27 protein-coding genes are annotated in these 21634 nt (G+C 61.8%); 18 read left to right on the plus strand and 9 right to left on the minus strand.

Annotated features, from left to right (window positions below; translation table 11 throughout):
• Positions 1 to 55 precede the first annotated feature (55 nt).
• Entirely contained in the window at positions 56 to 469 is a 414-nt protein-coding gene (locus EJ076_RS22500) for a hypothetical protein (protein ID WP_109669836.1), read from the plus strand.
• A 59-nt stretch (positions 470 to 528) separates the two neighbouring features.
• Complete coding sequence (purB, locus tag EJ076_RS22505) at positions 529 to 1836, plus strand: adenylosuccinate lyase (RefSeq protein ID WP_126069305.1); 1308 nt, start codon at positions 529 to 531, stop codon at positions 1834 to 1836.
• Between the two features lie 76 nt (positions 1837 to 1912).
• Here the strand turns inward: purB and EJ076_RS22510 are convergent, their stop codons facing one another.
• Positions 1913 to 2725, minus strand: coding sequence for a VOC family protein (locus EJ076_RS22510; protein WP_126069306.1), 813 nt, complete (start codon positions 2723 to 2725; stop codon positions 1913 to 1915).
• Between the two features lie 249 nt (positions 2726 to 2974).
• On the opposite strand from EJ076_RS22510, the gene EJ076_RS22515 reads away from it, so the two are divergent.
• On the plus strand, positions 2975 to 3529 hold the full coding sequence (locus EJ076_RS22515; RefSeq protein ID WP_126071115.1) for an alpha/beta hydrolase: 555 nt from the start codon (positions 2975 to 2977) through the stop codon (positions 3527 to 3529).
• A 6-nt stretch (positions 3530 to 3535) separates the two neighbouring features.
• On the opposite strand, the gene EJ076_RS22520 is transcribed toward EJ076_RS22515, so the two are convergent.
• Both EJ076_RS22520 and EJ076_RS22525 read right to left on the minus strand, forming a co-directional pair.
• Entirely contained in the window at positions 3536 to 4309 is a 774-nt protein-coding gene (locus tag EJ076_RS22520) for an HpcH/HpaI aldolase/citrate lyase family protein (protein ID WP_109669658.1), read from the minus strand.
• 170 nt (positions 4310 to 4479) lie between these two features.
• On the minus strand, positions 4480 to 4800 hold the full coding sequence (locus tag EJ076_RS22525; RefSeq protein ID WP_126069307.1) for a DUF1476 domain-containing protein: 321 nt from the start codon (positions 4798 to 4800) through the stop codon (positions 4480 to 4482).
• Positions 4801 to 5074: 274 nt separating this feature from the next.
• Here EJ076_RS22525 and purC point away from each other — a divergent pair, with 274 nt between their 5' ends.
• The 7 genes from purC (at position 5075) to EJ076_RS22560 (ending at position 8895) form a co-directional block, all read left to right on the plus strand.
• The gene (purC, locus tag EJ076_RS22530; protein ID WP_056594372.1) at positions 5075 to 5869 is read left to right on the plus strand and encodes a phosphoribosylaminoimidazolesuccinocarboxamide synthase; all 795 of its coding nucleotides are present in this window, start codon (positions 5075 to 5077) and stop codon (positions 5867 to 5869) included.
• 43 nt (positions 5870 to 5912) lie between these two features.
• On the plus strand, positions 5913 to 6155 hold the full coding sequence (gene purS, locus EJ076_RS22535; RefSeq protein ID WP_027028126.1) for a phosphoribosylformylglycinamidine synthase subunit PurS: 243 nt from the start codon (positions 5913 to 5915) through the stop codon (positions 6153 to 6155).
• Positions 6156 to 6173: 18 nt separating this feature from the next.
• Positions 6174 to 6428, plus strand: a complete 255-nt coding sequence (locus EJ076_RS22540) for a hypothetical protein (protein WP_126069308.1) — start codon at positions 6174 to 6176, stop codon at positions 6426 to 6428.
• Positions 6425 to 7093 carry a phosphoribosylformylglycinamidine synthase subunit PurQ gene (gene purQ / locus EJ076_RS22545; protein WP_126069309.1) on the plus strand — a complete coding sequence of 223 codons (669 nt, stop codon included), beginning with the start codon at positions 6425 to 6427 and terminating at the stop codon, positions 7091 to 7093. The genes EJ076_RS22540 and purQ overlap by 4 nt, the downstream gene beginning before the upstream one ends.
• An 87-nt stretch (positions 7094 to 7180) precedes the next feature.
• Positions 7181 to 7846 (plus strand): glutathione S-transferase family protein, encoded by a 666-nt coding sequence (locus EJ076_RS22550; protein WP_126069310.1) that lies wholly within the window; start codon positions 7181 to 7183, stop codon positions 7844 to 7846.
• Entirely contained in the window at positions 7843 to 8250 is a 408-nt protein-coding gene (locus tag EJ076_RS22555; protein WP_126069311.1) for a hypothetical protein, read from the plus strand. The genes EJ076_RS22550 and EJ076_RS22555 overlap by 4 nt, the downstream gene beginning before the upstream one ends.
• A 3-nt stretch (positions 8251 to 8253) precedes the next feature.
• Positions 8254 to 8895: a Pr6Pr family membrane protein gene (locus tag EJ076_RS22560; RefSeq protein ID WP_126069312.1), complete on the plus strand. Its 642-nt coding sequence runs from the start codon at positions 8254 to 8256 to the stop codon at positions 8893 to 8895.
• Positions 8896 to 8897: 2 nt separating this feature from the next.
• On the opposite strand, the gene EJ076_RS22565 is transcribed toward EJ076_RS22560, so the two are convergent.
• Positions 8898 to 9149 (minus strand): DUF1127 domain-containing protein, encoded by a 252-nt coding sequence (locus EJ076_RS22565; RefSeq protein ID WP_126069313.1) that lies wholly within the window; start codon positions 9147 to 9149, stop codon positions 8898 to 8900.
• A 93-nt stretch (positions 9150 to 9242) separates the two neighbouring features.
• On the opposite strand from EJ076_RS22565, the gene EJ076_RS22570 reads away from it, so the two are divergent.
• Positions 9243 to 10661, plus strand: a complete 1419-nt coding sequence (locus tag EJ076_RS22570) for a PLP-dependent aminotransferase family protein (RefSeq protein WP_126069314.1) — start codon at positions 9243 to 9245, stop codon at positions 10659 to 10661.
• Between the two features lie 76 nt (positions 10662 to 10737).
• On the opposite strand, the gene EJ076_RS35285 is transcribed toward EJ076_RS22570, so the two are convergent.
• A complete protein-coding gene (locus EJ076_RS35285; RefSeq protein ID WP_164548706.1) occupies positions 10738 to 10902 on the minus strand; it encodes a hypothetical protein in 165 nt (54 codons plus the stop codon).
• A gap of 186 nt (positions 10903 to 11088) precedes the next feature.
• Between EJ076_RS35285 and purL the strand changes: the two genes are divergently transcribed.
• The 5 genes from purL to EJ076_RS22595 all read left to right on the plus strand — a co-directional run bounded on the left by purL (position 11089) and on the right by EJ076_RS22595 (position 16215).
• Positions 11089 to 13320, plus strand: coding sequence for a phosphoribosylformylglycinamidine synthase subunit PurL (gene purL / locus EJ076_RS22575; RefSeq protein WP_126069315.1), 2232 nt, complete (start codon positions 11089 to 11091; stop codon positions 13318 to 13320).
• 46 nt (positions 13321 to 13366) lie between these two features.
• On the plus strand, positions 13367 to 13888 hold the full coding sequence (locus tag EJ076_RS22580; protein WP_126069316.1) for a hypothetical protein: 522 nt from the start codon (positions 13367 to 13369) through the stop codon (positions 13886 to 13888).
• 134 nt (positions 13889 to 14022) lie between these two features.
• Positions 14023 to 14256 carry a BolA family transcriptional regulator gene (locus tag EJ076_RS22585; protein WP_010909092.1) on the plus strand — a complete coding sequence of 78 codons (234 nt, stop codon included), beginning with the start codon at positions 14023 to 14025 and terminating at the stop codon, positions 14254 to 14256.
• Positions 14257 to 14439: 183 nt separating this feature from the next.
• On the plus strand, positions 14440 to 14775 hold the full coding sequence (gene grxD, locus EJ076_RS22590) for a Grx4 family monothiol glutaredoxin (RefSeq protein ID WP_006332883.1): 336 nt from the start codon (positions 14440 to 14442) through the stop codon (positions 14773 to 14775).
• Positions 14776 to 14946: 171 nt separating this feature from the next.
• On the plus strand, positions 14947 to 16215 hold the full coding sequence (locus EJ076_RS22595) for a multidrug effflux MFS transporter (protein WP_126069317.1): 1269 nt from the start codon (positions 14947 to 14949) through the stop codon (positions 16213 to 16215).
• Between the two features lie 528 nt (positions 16216 to 16743).
• Here the strand turns inward: EJ076_RS22595 and EJ076_RS22605 are convergent.
• The 3 genes from EJ076_RS22605 to rpsD all read right to left on the minus strand — a co-directional run bounded on the left by EJ076_RS22605 (position 16744) and on the right by rpsD (position 19218).
• Positions 16744 to 17571: an inositol monophosphatase family protein gene (locus EJ076_RS22605; protein WP_126069319.1), complete on the minus strand. Its 828-nt coding sequence runs from the start codon at positions 17569 to 17571 to the stop codon at positions 16744 to 16746.
• On the minus strand, positions 17561 to 18454 hold the full coding sequence (gene ttcA, locus EJ076_RS22610) for a tRNA 2-thiocytidine(32) synthetase TtcA (protein WP_126069320.1): 894 nt from the start codon (positions 18452 to 18454) through the stop codon (positions 17561 to 17563). The genes EJ076_RS22605 and ttcA overlap by 11 nt, the downstream gene beginning before the upstream one ends.
• 146 nt (positions 18455 to 18600) lie before the next feature.
• Entirely contained in the window at positions 18601 to 19218 is a 618-nt protein-coding gene (rpsD, locus tag EJ076_RS22615; protein ID WP_023759539.1) for a 30S ribosomal protein S4, read from the minus strand.
• A 378-nt stretch (positions 19219 to 19596) separates the two neighbouring features.
• On the opposite strand from rpsD, the gene EJ076_RS22620 reads away from it, so the two are divergent.
• Positions 19597 to 19794 carry a hypothetical protein gene (locus tag EJ076_RS22620; protein WP_027042433.1) on the plus strand — a complete coding sequence of 66 codons (198 nt, stop codon included), beginning with the start codon at positions 19597 to 19599 and terminating at the stop codon, positions 19792 to 19794.
• A 98-nt stretch (positions 19795 to 19892) separates the two neighbouring features.
• Here the strand turns inward: EJ076_RS22620 and EJ076_RS22625 are convergent, their stop codons facing one another.
• Positions 19893 to 20081 carry a DUF3008 family protein gene (locus tag EJ076_RS22625; RefSeq protein ID WP_126069321.1) on the minus strand — a complete coding sequence of 63 codons (189 nt, stop codon included), beginning with the start codon at positions 20079 to 20081 and terminating at the stop codon, positions 19893 to 19895.
• A 164-nt stretch (positions 20082 to 20245) separates the two neighbouring features.
• Here EJ076_RS22625 and EJ076_RS22630 point away from each other — a divergent pair, with 164 nt between their 5' ends.
• A complete protein-coding gene (locus tag EJ076_RS22630) occupies positions 20246 to 21625 on the plus strand; it encodes an RNB domain-containing ribonuclease (protein ID WP_126069322.1) in 1380 nt (459 codons plus the stop codon).
• The last annotated feature ends 9 nt before the right edge of the window (positions 21626 to 21634 follow it).

Genomic DNA, 21634 nt, shown 5'->3' on the forward strand with positions numbered 1-21634 from the left:
CGCGATACCGACGCCGCGCACAGCGTTTTTCGGCGCCTTATTGTGGGCGGTGACGATGGGCGCCAGCGCGCTCGTCACCCTGTTTTTGGACGACTGGGAGACACCGGCGAAAATCCGCATTGTCACCTTGCTGTTCGCCGTGGGAGCTGCGCTGGCCTTTCCGATTGGCCTGTTTGCGGCGCGGCTGGTGTCGCAGGGAAGGCGCTGGGAAGTCGCCTTCGCGGCGGCGTTCGTGTGCCTCGCCGCGGCGACGATCGGCCTGACCGGCGGGCTGTTTGCCTTGCAGTACCGCTCCTACTATGCCGAGTGGCATGCACCTGCTTTCACCCACACCTGGGCCCTCCAGTTCGTCTTCACGACGTTGATCGCGCTCTATCAGTTCGTCGTGCTGGGCATCCGGCTTTATTTTCCGCTGGGTTTCGTCGCGTTGTTTGCCGCGGGCGTCTGGTTTGCGCGCCAGCAGCGTTGAGCATTTTGCCCGCCTCTGTTAGGACGCGGGCAAACTTCTCGATACGTCAGGACTGACCGATGATCCCTCGCTATTCCCGGCCGGAAATGGTCGCCATCTGGTCGCCCGAAACCCGGTTCCGCATCTGGTTCGAGATCGAAGCCTATGCGTGCGATGCATTGGCCGAACTCGGCGTCATCCCCAGGGAAGCGGCAAAAACCATCTGGGAAAAGGGCAGTGCGGCAAAATTCGATGTCGAGGCGATCGACGAGATCGAGCGCGTCACCAAGCATGACGTCATTGCCTTCCTCACTCATCTTGCCGAATTCGTCGGGCCGGATGCGCGCTTCATCCACCAGGGCATGACGTCTTCCGACGTTCTCGACACCTGCTTTGCCGTGCAGCTTACCCGCGCCAGCGACATCCTGCTCGCCAACATCGACGGCCTGCTTGCAGCACTGAAGCGCCGTGCCTTCGAGCACAAGGACACCGTCACCATTGGCCGCAGCCACGGCATCCATGCCGAGCCGACCACCTTCGGCGTCAAGCTGGCGCAGGCCTATGCCGAGTTCTCGCGGTGCCGCGAACGCCTGGTGCATGCGCGCGAAGACATCGCCACCTGCGCGATTTCGGGCGCGGTCGGCACCTTTGCCAACATCGACCCCTATGTCGAGGAACATGTGGCGGCAAAGCTTGGCCTGAAGCCCGAGCCGGTGTCGACGCAAGTGATTCCGCGCGACCGCCATGCCATGTTCTTCGCCACGCTCGGTGTCATCGCCTCGTCGGTCGAGCGGCTGTCGATCGAAATCCGGCATTTGCAGCGCACCGAAGTGCTGGAAGCGGAAGAGTATTTTTCGCCGGGCCAAAAGGGTTCATCGGCAATGCCGCACAAGCGCAACCCGGTGCTGACCGAAAACCTCACCGGCCTTGCCCGCATGGTGCGCTCCATGGCGCTCCCGGCGATGGAGAATGTGGCACTCTGGCACGAGCGCGACATCTCGCATTCCTCGGTCGAGCGCATGATCGGGCCGGACGCCACGGTGACGCTCGATTTCGCGCTGTCACGGCTGACCGGCGTCATCGACAAGCTGCTCGTCTATCCCGAGAACATGCTGAAGAACATGAACAAGTTCCGCGGTCTCGTGCATTCGCAGCGCGTCATGCTGGCGCTGACGCAGGCCGGCCTGTCACGTGAAGACTCCTACCGGCTGGTGCAGCGCAACGCCATGAAAGTTTGGGAGCAAGGCGCTGATTTTCTTGAAGAACTTTTGGCCGACAAGGAAGTGATCGCAGCGCTGCCGGAAGCCGAAATCCGCGAGAAATTCGACCTGGGCTATCACACCAAGCATGTCGACACGATCTTCAAGCGGGTGTTCGGGGAGGCCTGAGACACGTCCGGAATAAAAAGAGGTCCGCAGGCCATAGCCGGCGGACCTCTTTTTTGTTTGATGTTCCGGAGGCCGGTCAGGCCTTGCCGGGAACAGCCCTGATCACCGTGCCCCAGGGATCTTCACGGGTTACCGGGCTCGTCACATTGTCCGAACGCATTTCGACCCAGGCCAGACCAGACCGGGTGGAATCGCGGCGGCCGGCGCCCGAACTCTGCCAGGCGTTGGCGCCGATGTGATGGTGATAGCCGCCCGACGACAAGAACACCGCCTGGCCGCCATATTTGGCCATCGTGTCGAAGCCGAATTCCTGGTTCCACCAGGCTTCGGCGTCTTCCGGCCTGCCGACGCGCAGGTGGACATGGCCGACAATGCTGTTTTCCGGCGCGCCCTGCCAACCAGCGTCACCCGCCGGTACTTCGGCAACGACGGACGGGATGTTCAGCCGCTCCGTCGCCATGGCTATCTTGTCGCCATTCCACTTCCAGTCCTTGGGAAGGCGATCTGCATAGATCTCGATGCCATTGCCTTCGGGATCGGTCAGATAGAGCGCTTCGCTGACCAGATGGTCGGAAGCGCCCTCGATAGCGATCTTGTCTGATATGGCGTGGTTGATCCAGCGGCCGAGATCGGCGCGGCTGGGCAGCAGGAAGGCTGTATGGAAGAGGCCGGCGCTACGCGGATCATCCGGCTTGGCCGAAGGATCGGCCTCGATGACCAGCAGCGGACGGTTGGCGGCGCCCAGCGTGATCGCACCATCGGCGCGGCTCAACTCCTGCAGACCAACAACTTTGCGATAATATGCGGCAAGACTTTCGGCGTCGCGTGCCTTCAACCCGACGCGGGCAACGCTGACCGGGGTGGTGGCGGCAAAAGGCAGTTCACTCATCAGATGCTCCGTTCGACCGGCTTGCGATGAAACTCCCAGGGCGAGAAGCCCCGCGCCGCCAATCATTGTACGTCGTGTCAGTTCCAAAGTCAGGGTTCCCGCACACGGCTGTTTCTTTTCCTGACCACAGATCGTCCATCGGCATCGTTCACACAAGACGCGAAGAAGCGAACATCGTGTTCACTATTGTGATCAAGAGCGCTGTTCGTGCCCGTTGCACGAAGCGGCGCTGCTCGCTATCTCAGCGTCATGAAGGTTAGAGACGCAGATATTCTCATCGTGCCGGGTTACACCAATTCCGGCCCCGATCATTGGCAGAGCCGATGGCAGTCGAAGCTGTCGACGGCGCGCCGCGTCGAGCAAACGGAATGGTCGAAGCCGGTGCGTGAGGACTGGACGGCGAGCGTGGCCAAGGCCGTCAACGAGGCCGAGAAACCGGTCGTCCTGGTCGCGCACTCGCTTGGTGTCGCCGCGGCGGTGCAAGCCATTGCGCAGTTCAGGAAGCCGGTTGCCGGGGCCTTCTTCGTGGCGCCGCCCGATGTCGCCAATCCCAAGGTCAAGCCGAGGCATCTGATGACCTTCGGTCCCTACCCGCGCGAGCCGCTGCCTTTTCCATCCATCGTCATCGCCAGCCGCAACGACCCGTTCTGCGCCTTCGATGTCGCCGAGGACATCGCCGGGGCGTGGGGCTCACTGTTCATCGATGCCGGCGAGACCGGTCACCTCAACGCGGATTCGGGCTTCGGGCCGTGGCCCGAAGGTTCGATGACCTTCGCCAAATTCCTGACGGATCTGAAGGCCTGAGCGTCTTCAGGAGTCGATCGAATCCCTGACGCTCTTGATCAGGGTTTTTGCGCCGAGCCCGATCAGCGCGTGTTCCGAGCCCATGGCCAGCAGGCGGTAGCCCATCGACACGACACGGCCGGCAATTGCCGGCTCGACGACATAGATCGCGGCGTGCTTTCCGGCCTTGCGGGTGCGCTCGGCGACCGAAGCCACCGTCTCCATCATGCTTTCCAGCGTCGAATTGATCGTGGCGCCATTGCTCCAGGCGATCGAGAAATCCGATGGTCCGAGGAAGATGCCGTCGATGCCCGGCGTGTCGAGGATGCCATCGAGCGCATCAAGGGCCGCCCGCGTCTCGACCATGGCGAAAGCCATGGTGCGCTGGTTGGAGTCGCGCAGCCAGTCGGCCTGGTCGCCCTTGCCGTGGCGCGGAAAAGCGTAGGTTGGCCCCCAGGAGCGCTCGCCGAGCGGTGGATATTTCATCGCGGCCGCGAACAGTTTTGCATCGGCAACCGAGTTCACCATCGGAGCGATGACAGCCTCGGCGCCGAAGTCGAGCGCGCGGCTTGCCATGTCGAAACGGCCGACGGGAATGCGCACCAGCGCCGGCTTGCCGGCAGCGAGCACCGGCACCAGGCCACGCAGCACGCTGTCCTCGTGATGACCGCCATGCTGCATGTCGAGCGTAACGGCGTCGAAACCCTGCTTGGCGACGATTTCGACGGTCAAGGCATCCGGCACACCGGACCATGCGGTGAACAGCGTTTCATCGGCGGCAAGGCGGGACTTCAGGGACATGGACTCTTTCCTCGTTAACATCAGCAGTTTCAGCCGGAAACCGCGGCAAAGGCAAAGAAAAACCGCCCGGATAGGCCGGGCGGTCGATTGGTCCAGTCATTCTTTGTCTGTCGCAGGTTCTCTGTCGCAAAAACCGTGGGACACTTTTGCGGAACCGGCTTTGGCCCGGATCAGGTGTTCTTGATCTGCTCGATCGCCTGCGCCATCAGCTCGTCCATGGTGCGGCGGATCTGATGGTCAGACTGGTCGACGCCGGCCGCGTCGAAATCCTTGCGGATCTTGCGGAACACGTCGTGGTCGCCGGCTTCCTCGATGTCGGAAATAACCACTTCCTTGGCATAGGCGTCGGCGTCGGCGCCCGACTTTCCGAGCTTTTCGGCGGCCCACAGGCCGAGCGCCTTGTTGCGGCGCGCCGAGGCTTTGAACCGAAGTTCCTCGTCGAAAGCAAATTTGCGCTCGAAGCCCTCTTCGCGGTCTTTCATGCTGCTCATGGCGTCCCTCCGGGTCAAATTCGATTCGTTGGCAGTGAATATGTGTGTTGCCAAAGCACAAACCAAAAGGTCGCGGGCCGGTCAATACGCTTCATCGCATGCTGCGCTGCGGCATTTCAGTCCCGAAAGCGGTTGATTGGAAGGATTTGCCGATTGAGCAAACGATGTGATTGGGATAGACCCGGCATTGAACCCCACCGTAGCCGCACTATTTCAGGCAGACGGACAGAAAATGGTCTGATACCGCCTGTCCGAAACCCCAGAGAAAAATCAGATGAAAAATCGCCGCCGCATTTATGAAGGCAAGGCCAAGATCCTCTATGAGGGACCCGAACCGGGCACGCTTATCCAGTTCTTCAAGGATGATGCAACCGCGTTCAACAAGAAGAAGCATGAAGTCATCGACGGCAAGGGCGTCCTCAACAACCGCATTTCCGAGTACATCTTCAACCATCTCAACCGCATGGGCATCCCGACCCATTTCATCCGCCGGCTGAACATGCGCGAGCAGCTGATCAAGGAAGTCGAGATCATTCCGCTCGAAGTGGTGGTGCGCAATGTTGCCGCCGGTTCGCTGTCCAAGCGCCTCGGCATCGAGGAAGGCACCGTTTTGCCGCGCTCGATCATCGAATTCTATTACAAGGCCGATGCGCTCGACGACCCGATGGTTTCGGAAGAACACATCACCGCCTTCGGCTGGGCGAGCCCGCAGGAAATCGACGACGTCATGGCGCTGGCCATCCGTGTCAACGACTTCCTCTCCGGCCTGTTCATGGGCGTCGGCATCCAGCTCGTCGACTTCAAGATCGAATGCGGCCGCCTGTTCGAGGGCGACATGATGCGCATCGTCGTCGCCGATGAAATTTCGCCGGACTCGTGCCGGCTGTGGGACGTGGCGACGCAGGACAAGCTCGACAAGGACCGTTTCCGCCGCGACATGGGCGGCCTTGTCGAGGCCTACCAGGAAGTTGCCCGCCGCCTCGGCATCATGAACGAGAACGAGCCGCCGCGCCCGACCGGCCCTGTGCTTGTCGCCTCGACCGAAGGCATCAAAGGCAAGCCGCACTGATTGCGGCTTGCAACCCGATAGTCAGAACAGGAGCATGTCCAGCGTGATCAAGGCCCGCATTACCGTCACCCTTAAGAACGGCGTGCTCGACCCGCAAGGCAAGGCGATCGAACACGCATTGTCCGGCCTGGGCTTCGGCGGCGTCGGCGCGGTGCGGCAGGGCAAGGTGTTCGACGTCGAGCTGGCGGAAAGCGACAAGGCCAAGGCCGAAGCGGACCTCAAGGCCATGTGCGACAAGCTGCTGGCGAATACGGTGATTGAGAATTATAGTGTGACACTTACCTGAGGTTGTGTCGGAGGCACTATGCCGGAAGTCACGAATGAATTGATGTTCGAGCTTCTGAAGCGCGTGCATCACGAAATCGGTGAGCTTCGTCAGGATGTCTCCGAGACGAAACGGGAATTGAATGTGATGCGGGGTCACATGGTGGCCACGCAAAGCGACATTCATAACGTTTATGGCATTCTCGCCCGACAAGACGAGCGCCTTGAACGCATAGACAGACGTCTGGACCTGCGCGAACTCGCCGAAACACAGAGGCCTTACGAACCGAAATGAAATCAGCCGTCGTCCTCCTGCCTGGCCTCAACCGCGACCGCGATATGATCGCCGCCCTGACCAAGATTTCCGGAAAGCCGCCGGTCACCGTCTGGCAGACCGACACCGAAATCCCCGATGTCGACCTGATCGCCATTCCGGGCGGTTTTTCCTTCGGCGACTATCTGCGCTGCGGCGCGATTGCCGCGCGCATGCCGGTCATGCGGGCGGTTGCCGAAAAGGCGGCGCAAGGCGTTACGGTCATCGGCGTCTGCAACGGTTTCCAGATCCTGGTCGAGGCCGGCCTGCTGCCGGGCGCCTTGATGCGCAACACCTCGCTGAAATTCGTCTGCCGGCAGGTGAAGCTCGAGATCACCAATGCCAACACCATGTTCACCCGCCGTTATCAGCCGGGTCAGATCATCCGTTCGCCAGTCGCGCATCATGACGGCAATTATTTCGCCGATGCCGACACACTTGCCCGCCTCGAAGGCGAAGGCCAGGTGGTCTTCCGCTATGCCGACGGCACCAATCCCAACGGCTCGATCAACGACATTGCCGGCATCGTCAACAGCCAGGGCAACGTGCTCGGCCTGATGCCGCACCCGGAAAACCTGATCGAAGCAGCCCATGGCGGCACGGACGGCCGTGGACTGTTCGAAAGTGTCCTCGGCATCGCTGCCTGACGTCATCGAAGCGAACAGCTTGAAAACAGCCGGACATTCCTGTCTCTTTATCAGGGCAAGTCCGATTCATTGGGGAGAGAGACGGTCATGAAACTCTATTCGCGGCCGTTGTCGCCCTACTCGTCGATCGTGCGGGCACTAGCCTACATCAAGGATGTGCCGCTCAAGATCATCGCGCCGCCACCGGGTTTTCCGATCCCTGAAGCGTTTCGCGCCATCTCACCGATGAACCGGATTCCGGTGCTGATCACCGGTTCGGGCGAAACCATCGTCGAGTCGGTGGTCATCGCCGAATATCTCGAGGAACGGTTTCCGGAACCGGCGCTGCTGCCGCCCGACTCCAAGGACCGTGCGCTGGTGCGCATGTTCGCCCGCATCACCGATCTCGATGTGCTGACCCCAACTATGAAGCTTTTCGAACTTCATTTCGGGCCGAAGCGAAACACTGTCGAGATCGACGCCCAATTCGCCCGCCTGCATCACGGGCTGGCGGCTATCGAGGCGCGCATGGCGCAAGGGCCTTTCGCGCTCGGTGACGACATCAGTTTCGCCGATGCCTGGCTGACACCGACACGGTTCATCTTCAACAATTTCCGCGCCATGACAGGGCGCCACGACCTGCTCGACGCCTATCCCAAATTCGATGCCTATGAGCAGATCGCCTCGCAGCACCCGGCATTGTCGCGGGTGTGGGGCGAGATGACCGACGGTTCGAAGATCTTTCTGTCCGAACTTGAGATGGGTGCCGCTTGATCAGGAGCAAGACGATCGCGCTGGTTGCCGCGGCCGGTTTCGCCTTGGTGTCCTGCCAGTCGACCCCGAAGAGCACGCCAGTCCCGTCAGGCAAAAGTGCAGCGCTTCTGGCCATGGAACAAGTGGCGATAGCGGCCCACAAATGCTGGATCGCTAGCAAGGACCCGGCCTTCAAACAGTATCAGATGGCCAACGAACTGAATTCGTTCAGCGGCACACCGCGTTTCCTGCTGGTGCCGGCCAAGCACTATGGCGGCAAACCGCTGCTGGTCGTGCAGGCGCAAGGCAATTCAAGCCGCGTCGATGCCTTCGGCCCGCTGATGAACGACCCGCTCGGCGCCCGCATCGGCTCTGACATCGCCCGCTGGCAAGCCGGCAATCCGGCCTGCGCCGCGACAGCCTAGCCCATGGGCCGGTTCCTGCAGATCGCGGGTCTGGTCATCGGTCTGGCCGGGCTCGTCCTGCAGTTCTGCATCACCATTCCGGCGTCGATGGAAGCCGGTCGAAGCCTGCTTGGCTCCATCGTCTTCCTGTTCAGCTTCTTCACCATCCTGACCAACATCGGCGCGGTGCTGGTGCATACGTCGCTGCTGTCGCCCTCTGGCTATGCCTGGCTGCCGGCCTTCGCCGGGAGACGGATACGGGCCGGCGTTGCGGTTTCGATCACGCTGGTCTTCATCATCTATGCCACGGTGCTGGCACAACTCTGGCAACCGCAGGGACTGTTCCTGCTCTGCGATGTCCTGCTGCATTATGTGACGCCGGTGCTGTTCGTGCTGTGGTGGCTGATATCAGGCGCCGACGGCAGGACACGCTGGAGCGACATTTCCTGGTGGGTGCTCTATCCCATCGCCTATCTGATCTATGCGCTGGCGCGGGCGCCGCTTGCCGGCGAGGTGCCCTACCCGTTCCTTGACGTCGCCAAGAACGGCGCAGCCAGCGTCGCGATCTCGGCGCTGGCCATCACTGGACTTTTTCTCGTGCTGTGCGTGGTCGCCGTCCTTGCAGACCATGGCATTGCACGCACCAGGGCTCCAAAACTCCGCTAGCTTCAGTCCCAGAACGGCCTGATGCCCTCGAGGTGGGCATCGCAGCGCGAAATGCCGATATCCTTGAGCTGGTCGTCGGTCATTTCCAGCAGCGCCAGCCGGCTGCGGCGGCGCTCCAGCAGGTTGTCGATCCATCTCGCCAGCGATCTGACCAGGCGCACCAGACGGCTGACAAAGCCGCGCTGACCCGATGGGCGTGTCGATTGGCCTGATAACGCGGCGCCCGAATGACGAATTGTCGCGATTGTATTCATTTTCTTTCTACCAGAATTCTAAATTGCACCCTTTTTGGCACGCGATTGATATGTATTGACTCAGAATTCGACGCAATATAGAAAATTGTCACCATGACAAATTGGCTTCCAGATCTCACTGCCGGCTCCGGCCCGCTGTATCAGCGGCTGGCGGATTCCATCGAAACGGACATCGATCGGGGCGTGATCGATGCCGGCGCAAAGCTGCCGCCGCAGCGCGACCTCGCCTACGACATCGGCACCACCGTCGGCACCGTCGGCCGGGCCTATCAATTGCTGCGCGAGCGCGGGCTGGTCAGCGGCGAAGTCGGACGCGGAACCTATGTGCTCGGCCAGCGCGCCGATGGCGCAAAACCGGACTTCCTGGCTCCGGACGTCAGCGGCGAAGGCATACGCACGATCGATGCGCCGCGCGGCGAGCTGCGTTTCGACAGCATGGCGGCGCCCGACGTCGGCCAGGGCGCTGATGTCTCCGGTGTCCTGTCGCGCGTGGCGCAGGACCATCCACATGAGATTTCAAGCTACGTCAGGGATTTTCCCGACCGCTGGTACGAAGCCGGCGCCCGTTGGCTGTCGCGCAATTCGTTTCACCCAAATGCCGACGCCATTGTCCCGACGCTCGGCACCCATGCCGCGGTGATGGCAGCGATCGCCGCGCTGACCACGCCGGGCGAATATGTCGCCTTCGAGCACCTCACCTATTCACAGATTTCCCGCAGCGCCGGTCTGATCGGCCGGCGGACGGCCTTGGTGGCATCGGACGATGAAGGCATCGATCCCCAGGATTTCGAGCGCGTCTGCGCGCAAAAGCATCCCAAGATGATCTTCCTGATGCCGACGGTGCAGAATCCGACACTGGTGACCTTGTCGGCGGCGCGCCGCGAAGCAATCGCGCGCGTCGCACGCGAATACAATGTCGTTCTCATCGAGGACGATCTCTATGGCCACCTCACCGATGATCCGACGCCGTTGCTGGCCGAGTATGCCCCTGAACGCACCATTGTCGCCGGCGGCCTGTCGAAGTCGGTCGCGGCCGGTGTGCGCGGCGGCTGGCTCTCCTGCCCGCCCGCCTACCGCCACCGCATCCGTGTCGCCCACAAGATGATGACCGGCGGGATGCCCTTCCTGCTGGCGGAGCTGAATGCCCGCTTGGTGCTTTCCGGTCAGGCCGGCGATATCCGCAAGCGCAGCATCGCCGAAATCAGCGCCCGCATCGCGATCGTGCGCGAGACTTTGGCCGGCTTCGCGTTCAAGTCGCACGACAAGGTGCCCTTTGTCTGGCTGACTTTGCCCGACCCGTGGCTTTCCGGCACCTTCAAGAATGCTTGCCTCGAGCACGGGGTGCTGATCAATGACGAGGACCAGTTCAAGGCCGGTCGCTCCGAGCAGACTTTCCACGGCATCCGCTTCGGCATTTCACAGCCGAGACAACGCAAGGATATCGCCGAAGGCGTCGCGGTGATCCGGCGTCTGCTGGATGAAGGCCGCGCCGGCTACGACAGCTTCTCGTGAGAGAACTCGCGACTGACAGGCCTATCATTTCTTATGCGTCGGCTTGGCGCAGAGCAGCCCCTGCATGGCTCTCAGATCAGCCCTCTGCCTTGAAGTTCTTGGCTTCCTTCTCGGCGTTGTCTTTCCCGTGCTTCTCAGCCAGCTCCTTGGCCTGCCCAGGTGAAACGTCGGTGGTCTCCGCGATATGCATAGCCTCCTTGTCCGAGAGGCGATTGTCTTTCTTGCCCTGCTTGGTGGCCATGGTCCAAATCTCCTGATTGGTTGGAGACCTAACGGCCGGAATGTCATCCCGTTCCTCAATGGCGGTGCAGAAGCCGTTCCTTGTAGCTTTCCATTGTTTTTCAGCATTCGATGGGGTGTATTGGCTCCCAAGCTTGCGATAAGACGGGACTCAAAACCCCAACGCCCCGGACACAAATCGCCGCCCATGACCATTTCCAATTCCGTGCCGATCACCCCCGAGCTCATTGCCGCGCACGGGCTGAAGCCCGACGAGTATCAGCGCATTCTCGATCTTGTCGGCCGTGAGCCGAGCTTCACCGAACTCGGCATCTTCTCGGCGATGTGGAATGAGCACTGCTCCTACAAATCCTCGAAGAAGTGGCTGCGCACGCTGCCCACCACCGGCCCGCGGGTTATCCAGGGGCCGGGCGAGAATGCCGGCGTGGTCGACATTGGCGACGGCGACTGCGTCGTCTTCAAGATGGAGAGCCACAACCACCCGTCCTACATCGAGCCCTATCAGGGTGCTGCGACCGGCGTTGGCGGCATCCTGCGCGACGTCTTCACCATGGGCGCGCGGCCGATCGCGGCGATGAATGCGTTGCGCTTTGGCGCGCCTGACCACCCCAAGACCAGGCATCTCGTTTCGGGCGTGGTCTCCGGTGTCGGCGGCTATGGCAACGCCTTCGGCGTGCCGACGGTCGGCGGCGAGGTCAATTTCGACGCCCGCTACAACGGCAACATCCTGGTCAACGCTTTTGCAGCGGGCCTGGCCAAGACCGACGCGATTTTCCTGTCGGAAGCCAAGGGCGTCGGCCTGCCGGTCGTCTATCTCGGCGCCAAGACAGGCCGTGATGGCGTCGGCGGCGCCACAATGGCCTCGGCCGAATTCGACGACAAGATCGACGAGAAGCGCCCGACCGTGCAGGTCGGCGACCCCTTCACCGAAAAATGCCTGCTGGAAGCCTGCCTCGAACTGATGGCCTCGGGCGCCGTCATTGCCATCCAGGACATGGGTGCGGCCGGCCTCACCTGCTCGGCGGTCGAAATGGGCGCCAAGGGCGACCTCGGCATCGAGCTCGATCTCGACAAGGTGCCGGTGCGCGAAGAGCGCATGAGCGCCTACGAAATGATGCTTTCGGAAAGCCAGGAGCGCATGCTGATGGTGCTGCGCCCGGAAAAAGAAAAGGAAGCCGAGGCGATCTTCCACAAATGGGGGCTCGACTTCGCCATCGTCGGCAAGACCACCGACGATCTGCGCTTCCGCGTGCTGCACCAGGGCGACGAGGTCGCCAACCTGCCGATCAAGGATCTCGGCGACAAGGCTCCGGAATATGACCGGCCATGGGTCGAGCCGAAGAAGCCGGCGCCGCTGGCCGCCAATGACGTTCCACAGGCCGATGTTGCCGATGCGCTGCTGAAGCTGCTCGGCGGTCCCGACCTGTCCTCGCGCCGTTGGGTCTGGGAGCAGTATGACACGCTGATCCAGGGCAATTCGCTGCAGCTTCCCGGCGGCGATGCCGGTGTGGTCCGGGTCGAAGGCCATGCGACCAAGGCGCTCGCCTTCTCCTCCGATGTGACGCCGCGCTATTGCGAGGCTGATCCCTATGAGGGCGGCAAGCAGGCGGTGGCCGAATGCTGGCGCAACCTGACCGCCACCGGCGCTCTGCCGCTGGCTGCCACCGACAACCTCAATTTCGGCAATCCGGAACGGCCCGAGATCATGGGGCAGCTGGTTGGCGCGGTGAAAGGCATCGGCGATGCCTGCCGCGCTCTTGGCTTCCCGATCGTCTCCGGCAACGTCTCGCTCTACAACGAGACCAACGGCCAGGGCATTCTGCCGACACCGACCATCGGCGGCGTCGGCCTGATCGCCGACTGGTCGAAGATGGTGCGGACTGGCTTTGCGGCGCCAGGCCAGATGATCCTGCTGGTTGGCGCGCCCGCCTCCTGGGGAACGCATCTTGGCCAATCGGTCTATTTCAGGGACATCCACGGCCGCACGGATGGCCCGCCGCCGCCGGTCGACCTTGAGCATGAAAAACGCGTCGGCGACCACGTGCGTTCGCTGATCGCATCCGGCATCGTCACGGCGGCGCATGATGTTTCCGATGGCGGCATCGCCGTGGCTCTGGCCGAAATGGCGATGGCGTCAGGTATCGGCGCCACCGTTCCCGGGCTCGTCGGCACTGACCCGATCCCGGTCTGGTTCGGCGAGGACCAGGGTCGCTATTTGCTGACGCTGTCGATCGACCCGCATGGCGATGAATGGGACTCCATTCGCAAGCAGCAGAGCGAACTCGGCATCTTCGCGCCGTGGATCGGCTCAACCGGCGGCAGCGTGCTGAAGCTTGGCGAGGCGCGGTCAATCCCGGTCAGCGAATTGACCGGGGCCCACGAAGGCTGGTTCCCGCGCTTCATGGATCAGGCCAGTTGACGAGAGCATGATCCCGAAAAGTGGGAACCGGTTTTCGGAAAAGGTCATGCTCAATCACAGGAAACTGGCCGCCCGGGCGCTGCTTGCAGTCGTTTTCTGGCCGTCGCTGTTCTTCTTCTGGTTCCTCGGGCCGTTCGTCTTTTTCCTGCTGTCGACGACCTCGAGCGAGGTTTGCGCCCGGCTGGAAACGCGCGTGCAGTTTCTTGCCGCGGCCAACGGCGCCATCCCGATGCTGGCGCTGCAGAACCTCATCTACGCGGTCCCGATCGTCTGCCTGGTGCTGTGGGGCCGCCTCGCGCCGGATCCGGCACGGGCAAGGCATATCGTCACCTGCATCAAGCTTTTTGCCAGCGCGGCAGTCGTCGGGGCGTTGTGGGAGTACGGCTCGTCACTTGTCTGCGACGGTTACGGACAACCGTTCTTCTCGACCGCCTGGCAGATGACGAGTTATCTTCCCATCGTCAGCCTGGCTGTCAACGTTCCGCTCTATGTGCTGGCCTTCAGCCTTGGTCGCGCTTTCTCGACGCGCGAGGACGTTGCCGAGGATGAAGCAAGCCCACCGGCCTAGGTCTTCCCTGAAGTTCCCGGAACCGTCTTGCCCTTGGCGGGACAGAACGGCTTCAATCCGGACCGGAAAGGCTTTAGGCTCGCCCGACTCTCATCTTATGGCCGGCTACCGGCCGCTCGAAACAGGATTTTGCCATGGCAATGGATGCCCACGACATCGAAAAACTGATCAAGGACGGCATTCCGGACGCCAAGGTGACGATTCGCGACCTCGCCGGCGACGGCGACCATTATGCGGCCGAGGTGGTGGCCGAGAGCTTTCGGGGAAAAAGCCGCGTCCAGCAGCACCAGATGGTCTATGACGCGCTGAAGGGCAATATGGGCGGGGTGTTGCACGCACTCGCCTTGCAGACCAGCGTTCCTGACTGACCCGCAACGGACGTAGACTGCAACCACGCGAATCAGTGTTGCGACAGCCGCTTGGCCCAACACGGCCCATCCTTTGCGCCATTTCAGCCACGGCACGGCTAATGTCTTGTTTCGAGCAATCGTTGGGTTTATTTGAAGGGATATGTTTCGAGCCTGACTCCCACAGGCGGCAAAGGATATTCCATGAGCGGTATCAACGACTACATCGACAACGAAGTGAAGGGCAACGACGTCGTCCTTTTCATGAAGGGCACGCCCGGTTTCCCGCAATGCGGATTTTCCGGCCAGGTCGTCCAGATCCTCGACTATATCGGCGCCGACTATAAAGGCGTCAACGTTCTGGACTCCGCCGAACTGCGCCAGGGCATCAAGGAATATTCCAACTGGCCGACGATCCCGCAGCTCTACGTCAAGGGCGAATTCGTCGGCGGCTGCGATATCATCCGCGAGATGTTCCAGGCGGGCGAACTCCAGACATTCCTGGTCGAAAAGGGCGTCAGCGTCAAAGGCGCCGCCTGATTTCTGTTTTTCGTGCATGTCGTCTGCCTGAAACAGCCGTACAGTTTCGGCGACGTGCACCAAACGCCAGGGCAGCCCCACCTCGGCAATTTTTATGTCCTGAACCCAGGACCAAGACGAGCCAATGCGCCGGCCCGCCGGCGCATTTTCGTTTGAAAGATCGGACTTGCCGTGGACCAGCAAAAATCAGCGCCGCAATCGGCAAGCAAACTGCCTATTCCACGCTGGGAGTTCATCGCGTTGTGCGCGGCGCTGATGGCGCTGAATTCGCTGGCCATCGACATCATGCTGCCGGCTCTGCAGCAGATCGGCGCCTCGCTCGGCGTCGAAAATGAAAACCACCGGCAGTACGTCATAACGGCCTACATTCTGGGCTTCGGCGGCGGCCAACTGTTCTTCGGACCGATCTCGGATCGCTTCGGCCGTCGCGCACCGCTGGTCGCCGGGCTGGTGATCTATGTCGCCGCGGCCGCGGCGGCCGCCGTTGCACCAAGCTTTGAAACACTTCTACTGTGCCGGGCCGTGCAAGGTATCGGTGCGGCCGCGACCCGCGTCATCGCCGTCTCGATCGTGCGCGACACATTCGACGGCCGGCGCATGGCCGAGGTGATGTCGCTGATCTTCATGGTGTTCATGGCGATACCGGTCATTGCTCCCGGCATCGGCCAGTTCATCATGCTGTTTGCGACCTGGCATTGGATCTTCGTCACCATGGCCGTCGGTGCGCTCGTCGTCTCGACCTGGTCGCTGCTTCGCCTGCCTGAAACACTGCACCCCGAACATCGCCGACCGCTGAGCGTGAACTCGATTGTCGGTGGCTTTCGCATCGTGCTCACCAACCGCATTGCCATCTGCTATGCCTTCGCCAGCACCTTCGTTTTCGGCGCCATGTTCGGCTTCATCGCCTCGGCGCAGCAGATCTATGTCGACATATTCAACGTCGGCGAGATGTTCCCGGTCATCTTCGCCGGGGTTGCCGGCGTGCTTGCTTTCTCCAACTTTCTGAACTCGCGCCTTGTCGGCCGCATCGGCATGCGCCGTCTGTCGCAGAGCGCGCTGCTGCTGTTCCTGGTCATCAGCCTTGCCTGGCTGGTCGTTTCGCTGGAAATGAAGATGCCGCTGTGGCTGTTCATCGCCTTTTTTGCCAGCGCCATGCTTCCGTTCGGTGCGCTCGGCGCGAATTTCAACGCGTTGGCCATGGAGCCGCTCGGCCAACTGGCCGGCACGGCGTCGTCCATCCTGGGTTTCATGCAGACGTTTCTCGGCGGCATTCTCGGCACGCTGATCGGTCAGGCTTTCAACGGCACGGTAACACCACTGGCGGCCGGCTTCTGCAGCGTCTCTGTCGCAGCGCTGCTGATGATCTTCATCGCCGAGCGCGGCAAGATGTTCCAGCCACAGAACCCGCCCGTTCTAGGGCACATCACCGACTTGCACTAAATTGTTGTTTTGCGCATGTCGTTCTCCCAAAACCGACGCCACTTTTGGGCGACATGCATCAGGACGAACCTTCAAGGGCTGCCGTGAAGCGAGGCGCAAGCATACGCCCCGCGATTGCTCCACCCATGCTGTCCGAAAAGGGCAATGGCAAAGCGTCATCGAGTGCCCTGAGGATTGAAGCCACGAAGGCCCTGCTGAGCTGGGCATCGCTCCCCAGGTCGGAATATGTGGCGCGAGGCTTGCCGATCAGTGTGCCGTTGCGGCGAAGCGAGAACCGCAGCGTCAGGGACATGCCCGCGGTTCCGGGCGGCGGCTTCCAACAAGCATAGATAGCGTCCGACATCTCCTTTATCGTGTCGACGGGGTCGGGACTGCGGCAAGTGCGCTCCTGCGAACTTGCTTCGTGGGAGCTGGCAAACAGGGCGGCGGCAAGAGCCGCCGCGACAATTGCGAACCGAGGTTTCATTCGAGAGCCTCCGGATTTGCGTGAGATTGCATCGCGCTTTCAGCTGGCCGCAGGAATTGATCCTATTGCGCCCAGAGCTCGCGGCGCAATTCGTCCCAGCTTTCCCGATCGGGCGCGACAAGCAGGCCGCCGCCGAGATGCGAGGGCAGATAGCCGCTGCCGTCGAAGCGCGCGGCATGGCCGCCGGCCTCGGCATGGATCAGCACTCCGGCCAGATGGTCCCACGGCATCAGCTTGTTGTAGACGACGAAGTGGGCATGGCCGCTCGCCAACAGGCGATATTCGTGCGCCGCGCAGCGATAGGCGAATTGCGACAGGATTTTGGTCTGGTTGCGCGCCAGCCGCGACCGCTCCGGCTCGGGCATATATTGCCAGGAGACAGAGCCGGTCATTTCCGAGATCGGCGCGGGTGCTGCGACATGCACCCTCTCGATGCTGCCATGCGCATGCCGGATATGGCTGCCGGCGCCTCTTGCGCCGATCAGCCAGTCCTTGCCGACGGGATCGTGGATGATCCCGGCAACGGTCTCGCCCTTGATCACGACCGCCAGCATGACGCCGAACAAAGGCACGCCGGAGGCGAAGTTGAAAGTGCCGTCCACCGGGTCGATGACGAAAGCCAGATCGGCATCGCCCAACCCGTTCAACAGCGCTGGATTGTCGGAACAGGCCTCCTCGCCGACGACCATCGCCGAGGGGTAGCGCTCGCGCAGCCTGGCAGTGATGAGCCGCTCGGCGTTGACGTCGGCCTCGGTCACCAGGTCGGCGGCCGAGGTCTTCTGGCGGATGTCACCCTCGCCCAGCCGGCGAAAGCGCGGCATGATCTCGGCTTTTGCCGCATCGGACAGAAGGCCAGCGAGCCAGTCGATCGCAGTGTCGTCAAATGTCATCGGATATGTCTAGCCTTGTGCTGAGGGTCTCGTTGAGCGCCGCGAAATCGAACAGTTTTCTGTCAAGCAGATGCGAGGGCCTGCTGTTGGACAGTGCGCGTAGCATCGTGTCCTTGCGACCGGGCATGCGCTTTTCCAGGTCCTCGAGCATCGCCTTCATGGCGTTGCGCTGGAGACCTTCCTGGCTGCCGCAAAGATCGCAGGGAATGATCGGGAACTGCATTGCGGCAGCGAATCTTTCGAGGTCGACCTCGGCGCAGTAGCTCAACGGCCGCAGCACCATGACGTCGCCCTCGTCGTTGAGCAGCTTGGGCGGCATGGCGGCGAGACGGCCGCCATGGAACAGGTTCATGAAGAAGGTTTCGAGAATGTCCTCGCGATGGTGGCCGAGCACCAGCGCCGAGCACCCCTCCTCGCGCGCAATGCGGTAGAGATGGCCGCGCCTGAGACGCGAGCAGAGCGAGCAATAGGTGCTGCCCGCAGGCAGCTTGTCGGTGACGACGGAATAGGTGTCCTGATACTCGATGCGATGCGGGATGGCGTATCTGTCGAGATAGTCCGGCAGGATATGTTTGGGGAAATTCGGCTGGCCCTGATCGAGATTGCAGGCCAGCAGATCGACCGGCAGCAGCCCACGCCATTTGAGGTCGAGCAGCACGGCGAGCAGACCGTAGGAATCCTTGCCGCCCGACAGCGCGACCAGCCAGCGCTGGCCGGGCTTCACCATCGAGAAATCCTCGATCGCCTGTCGGGTCAGCCGCAGCAGCCGCTTGCGCAATTTGTTGAACTCGACCGAGGATGGCACATCGGCAAACAGCGGATGAAAGCCGCCCTCGATGTCGCTGGCTGGTTCAAGCGATTCGGCGTCTGGCAGCATGTTCATGGCGTCAGTTCCAAAATCCGGGAGCAACGACTGTCCGGCGCTTCGTTGCGCCCGGAATTAGCGGAGATGGCCGACAAAGAAAAGGCAGACAAAGAAAAGGCCGCCTCGACGGGCGGCCTTTGCATGGTATCGCAAAACGCGTTCGCTTAGCGCGAATAGAATTCGACGACCAGGTTCGGTTCCATCTGCACGGCGAACGGAACGTCCGCCAGGCCGGGGATGCGCGAGAAGGTCGCGACCATCTTGTTGTGATCGGCTTCGATGTAATCCGGCACGTCGCGTTCGGCCAGGCCGACCGCTTCGAGAACGATGACCAGCTGCTTCGACTTTTCGCGCACTTCGACGACATCGCCCGGCTTGCAGCGATACGAGCCGATGTTGACGCGCTTGCCGTTGACGTTGACGTGGCCGTGGTTGACGAACTGACGGGCGGCGAAAATGGTCGGCACGAACTTGGCGCGGTAGACGACCGCGTCGAGACGCGACTCGAGCAGGCCGATCAGGTTCTCCGAGGTGTCGCCCTTGCGGCGATCCGCCTCTTCATAGACCTTGCGGAACTGCTTTTCCGAAACGTCGCCATAGTGACCCTTCAGCTTCTGCTTGGCGCGCAGCTGCAGGCCGAAATCGGAAAGCTTGCCCTTGCGGCGCTGGCCATGCTGGCCGGGGCCGTATTCACGCTTGTTGACCGGGGACTTCGGGCGGCCCCAGATGTTTTCGCCAAGACGGCGGTCGATCTTGTACTTCGCGGATTCGCGCTTGCTCATCGCATTCCCTTTTCAAAACAACACACCCGGAACCTCATGGCCCGGGTGAAGGAAACGCGCCCTCCTCTGGCCCCCGTTTTCGAGACCTGACAGGGTTTTCCCACGCAACGCGGCGGAAAACCCACGGGACACGTCATTTCAAACAAGATAGTAGAATTGAGTTTCCACGCATCTTGCGCACATAAAGAAAACCACCGGGCATTGCGGCCCGGTGTTGGCGCGCTGATTAAACGGAGATTTAACCGGTGTCAAGCTTGTGGCTGGCGCGGCGCAACGCAACCCTATAGCGTTCACGACGTTGATGCGATGCCGGATGTGGCGGGAGGTTTGCGCCAACGGCACCAGGAAGGGATCTGGAGCTTGAGGAGTCCAATGAGCATGAAGAAGTTCTTCCTTACCTTGGCAGGCGCCGCGGTGCTTGCAGGTTCGATGGCGGTGGCGCCCGAACCGGCGATGGCGCGCCATTGGCATGGCCACAAACAAGTCTGCCGCATCATCGTCAAGAAGAGAGTGGTGTGGCGGCACGGCCATCGCAGGGTGATCGTCGAGCGGATACGGCGCTGCCATCGCTGGTAAGGCAAAACATTTGCCCGGAGATTCTGCTTAAGGAAACAAGGCCCGCAGTTCCGCTGCGGGCCTTGTTTCCTTGGGCCGGCGTTTCGCGAATGACACACTCAGTCTTTCGACTTCTTTTCCGGCAGCCCTTTGCGCTTGGTCTCGGCGAATTCCTCGAGCTGCTTTTCACTCATGGATTCGTACATTCCTCTGGAAGCGCCTTTGAGCTCGCTCTTTTTCGTCTCGCCGCGCTTGGCGGAGAGTGCGGCGCCGGCGGCTTTCTGCTGAGCTTTCGAGGTGGCTGGCATGGCGGTTTCTCCTTTGCTGTCAGGAGAAACGCGAGGCTTCGGCGGTGGTTCCAGCGCCGGCGATCCAGTCCCTCAGCCGGCTGTGCCAGCCCATCAGGCGGCCGGCTTTGGCGATTTTCGTTGGCAGCCTTCCCGCCTCCAGAGCCCTGGTGTAGGACGGCTGAATGAAATCACTGACCGATCCCTCGCAAGCACTCTCCACCGGCCTCGCGAAAATCCGCACCGAATTCCACGTGCCGGATGGATTTCCGGTAGCCGTAATGGCCGCCGCGGAGGCGGCGGCCAAACGTTTGCCCAACCAGCATGCCGATCGAACTGATATACCCTTCGTCACGCTCGATCCGGCAGCCTCCACCGATCTTGATCAGGCGTTTTCAATCGAGGCGAGCGGCAGCGATCTTCTGCTGCATTATGCCATTGCCGACGTAGCCTGGTTCGTCGAAGACGGCGACGCGATCGATCTCGAGGCCTGGACGCGAGGCGAGACGCTTTACTTGCCGGACGGCAAGGCCGGTCTATATCCGCCGGCACTTGCCGAGGGTGCGGCGAGCCTGTTGCCGGATGGACCGCGTCCAGCTGTCATCTTCACCGTTCGGGTCGCTGGGGACGGTCTGGTGAAATTGGACGGCGCGGAGCGGGCAATCATCCAAAGCCGCGCGAAGCTCGCCTATGACAGCGTGCGGGCCTCCGATGTCCCGGCCGGCTTTGCCGAAATGGCGCGACGCATGGCGATGAACGAAAAGGGTCGTGGCGCGTCCCGCGTCGACCCGCCCGAGCAGGAGGTGGAAAGGCTGGCCGATGGCACATTCCGGCTTTCGTTCAGACCGCTGCTGCAATCCGAGCAAGACAACGCCGCGCTTTCGCTGGCCGCCAACATGGCGATTGCCGATGCCATGCTTGCGCACCATACCGGGTTGTTCCGTGTGATGTCGGAGCCAGATGCTTTCAAGGTGCAAAGACTGCGCAACGCGGCACAGGCTCTGGGACTGTCTTGGCCGGCCTCCACCAGCTTGCGTGACTATCAGCGAACCCTTGACCCGGCCGATCCGCAACAGGCGGCGCTGATGCTGGAAATCCGCCATGCAAGCCCCGGCGCATCTTACCAACCCTACAAAGAGGGGGTTGTCCCCTGGCATGAGGCGATGGCTGCGACCTATGCTCATGCAACGGCGCCGCTCAGGCGGCTGGCCGATCGCTACGTCGTGCGCTGCGCGCTGGCGATCGCCAACGGCCAGCCCGTGCCGCAGGCCGTCACCGATGCGTTCGCTGGACTGCCGAAGGTGATGGGGCGTGCGGATGCCAGCGCTTCGCAGATCAACCATGCGGCCATCGACCTTGCCGAGGCGGTCATGCTCAGGGGACGCGAGGGAGAGACGTTCAGAGCCGTCGTGACCGACGTCAACCATGGCGTGCGCGTCCAACTTGCCGACATGCCTATCGTGGCCAACCTGAAGGCCTCCGGGCTCGAACAGGGTGATGGCCTGACTCTAAGGTTGGTCTCGGCCGATCCGGATCAACGCAGCATCGTGTTCGAACCTGCCTGAACGGCAGAC

Source organism: Mesorhizobium sp. M7D.F.Ca.US.005.01.1.1, assembly GCF_003952545.1.
Classification (GTDB): domain Bacteria; phylum Pseudomonadota; class Alphaproteobacteria; order Rhizobiales; family Rhizobiaceae; genus Mesorhizobium; species Mesorhizobium loti.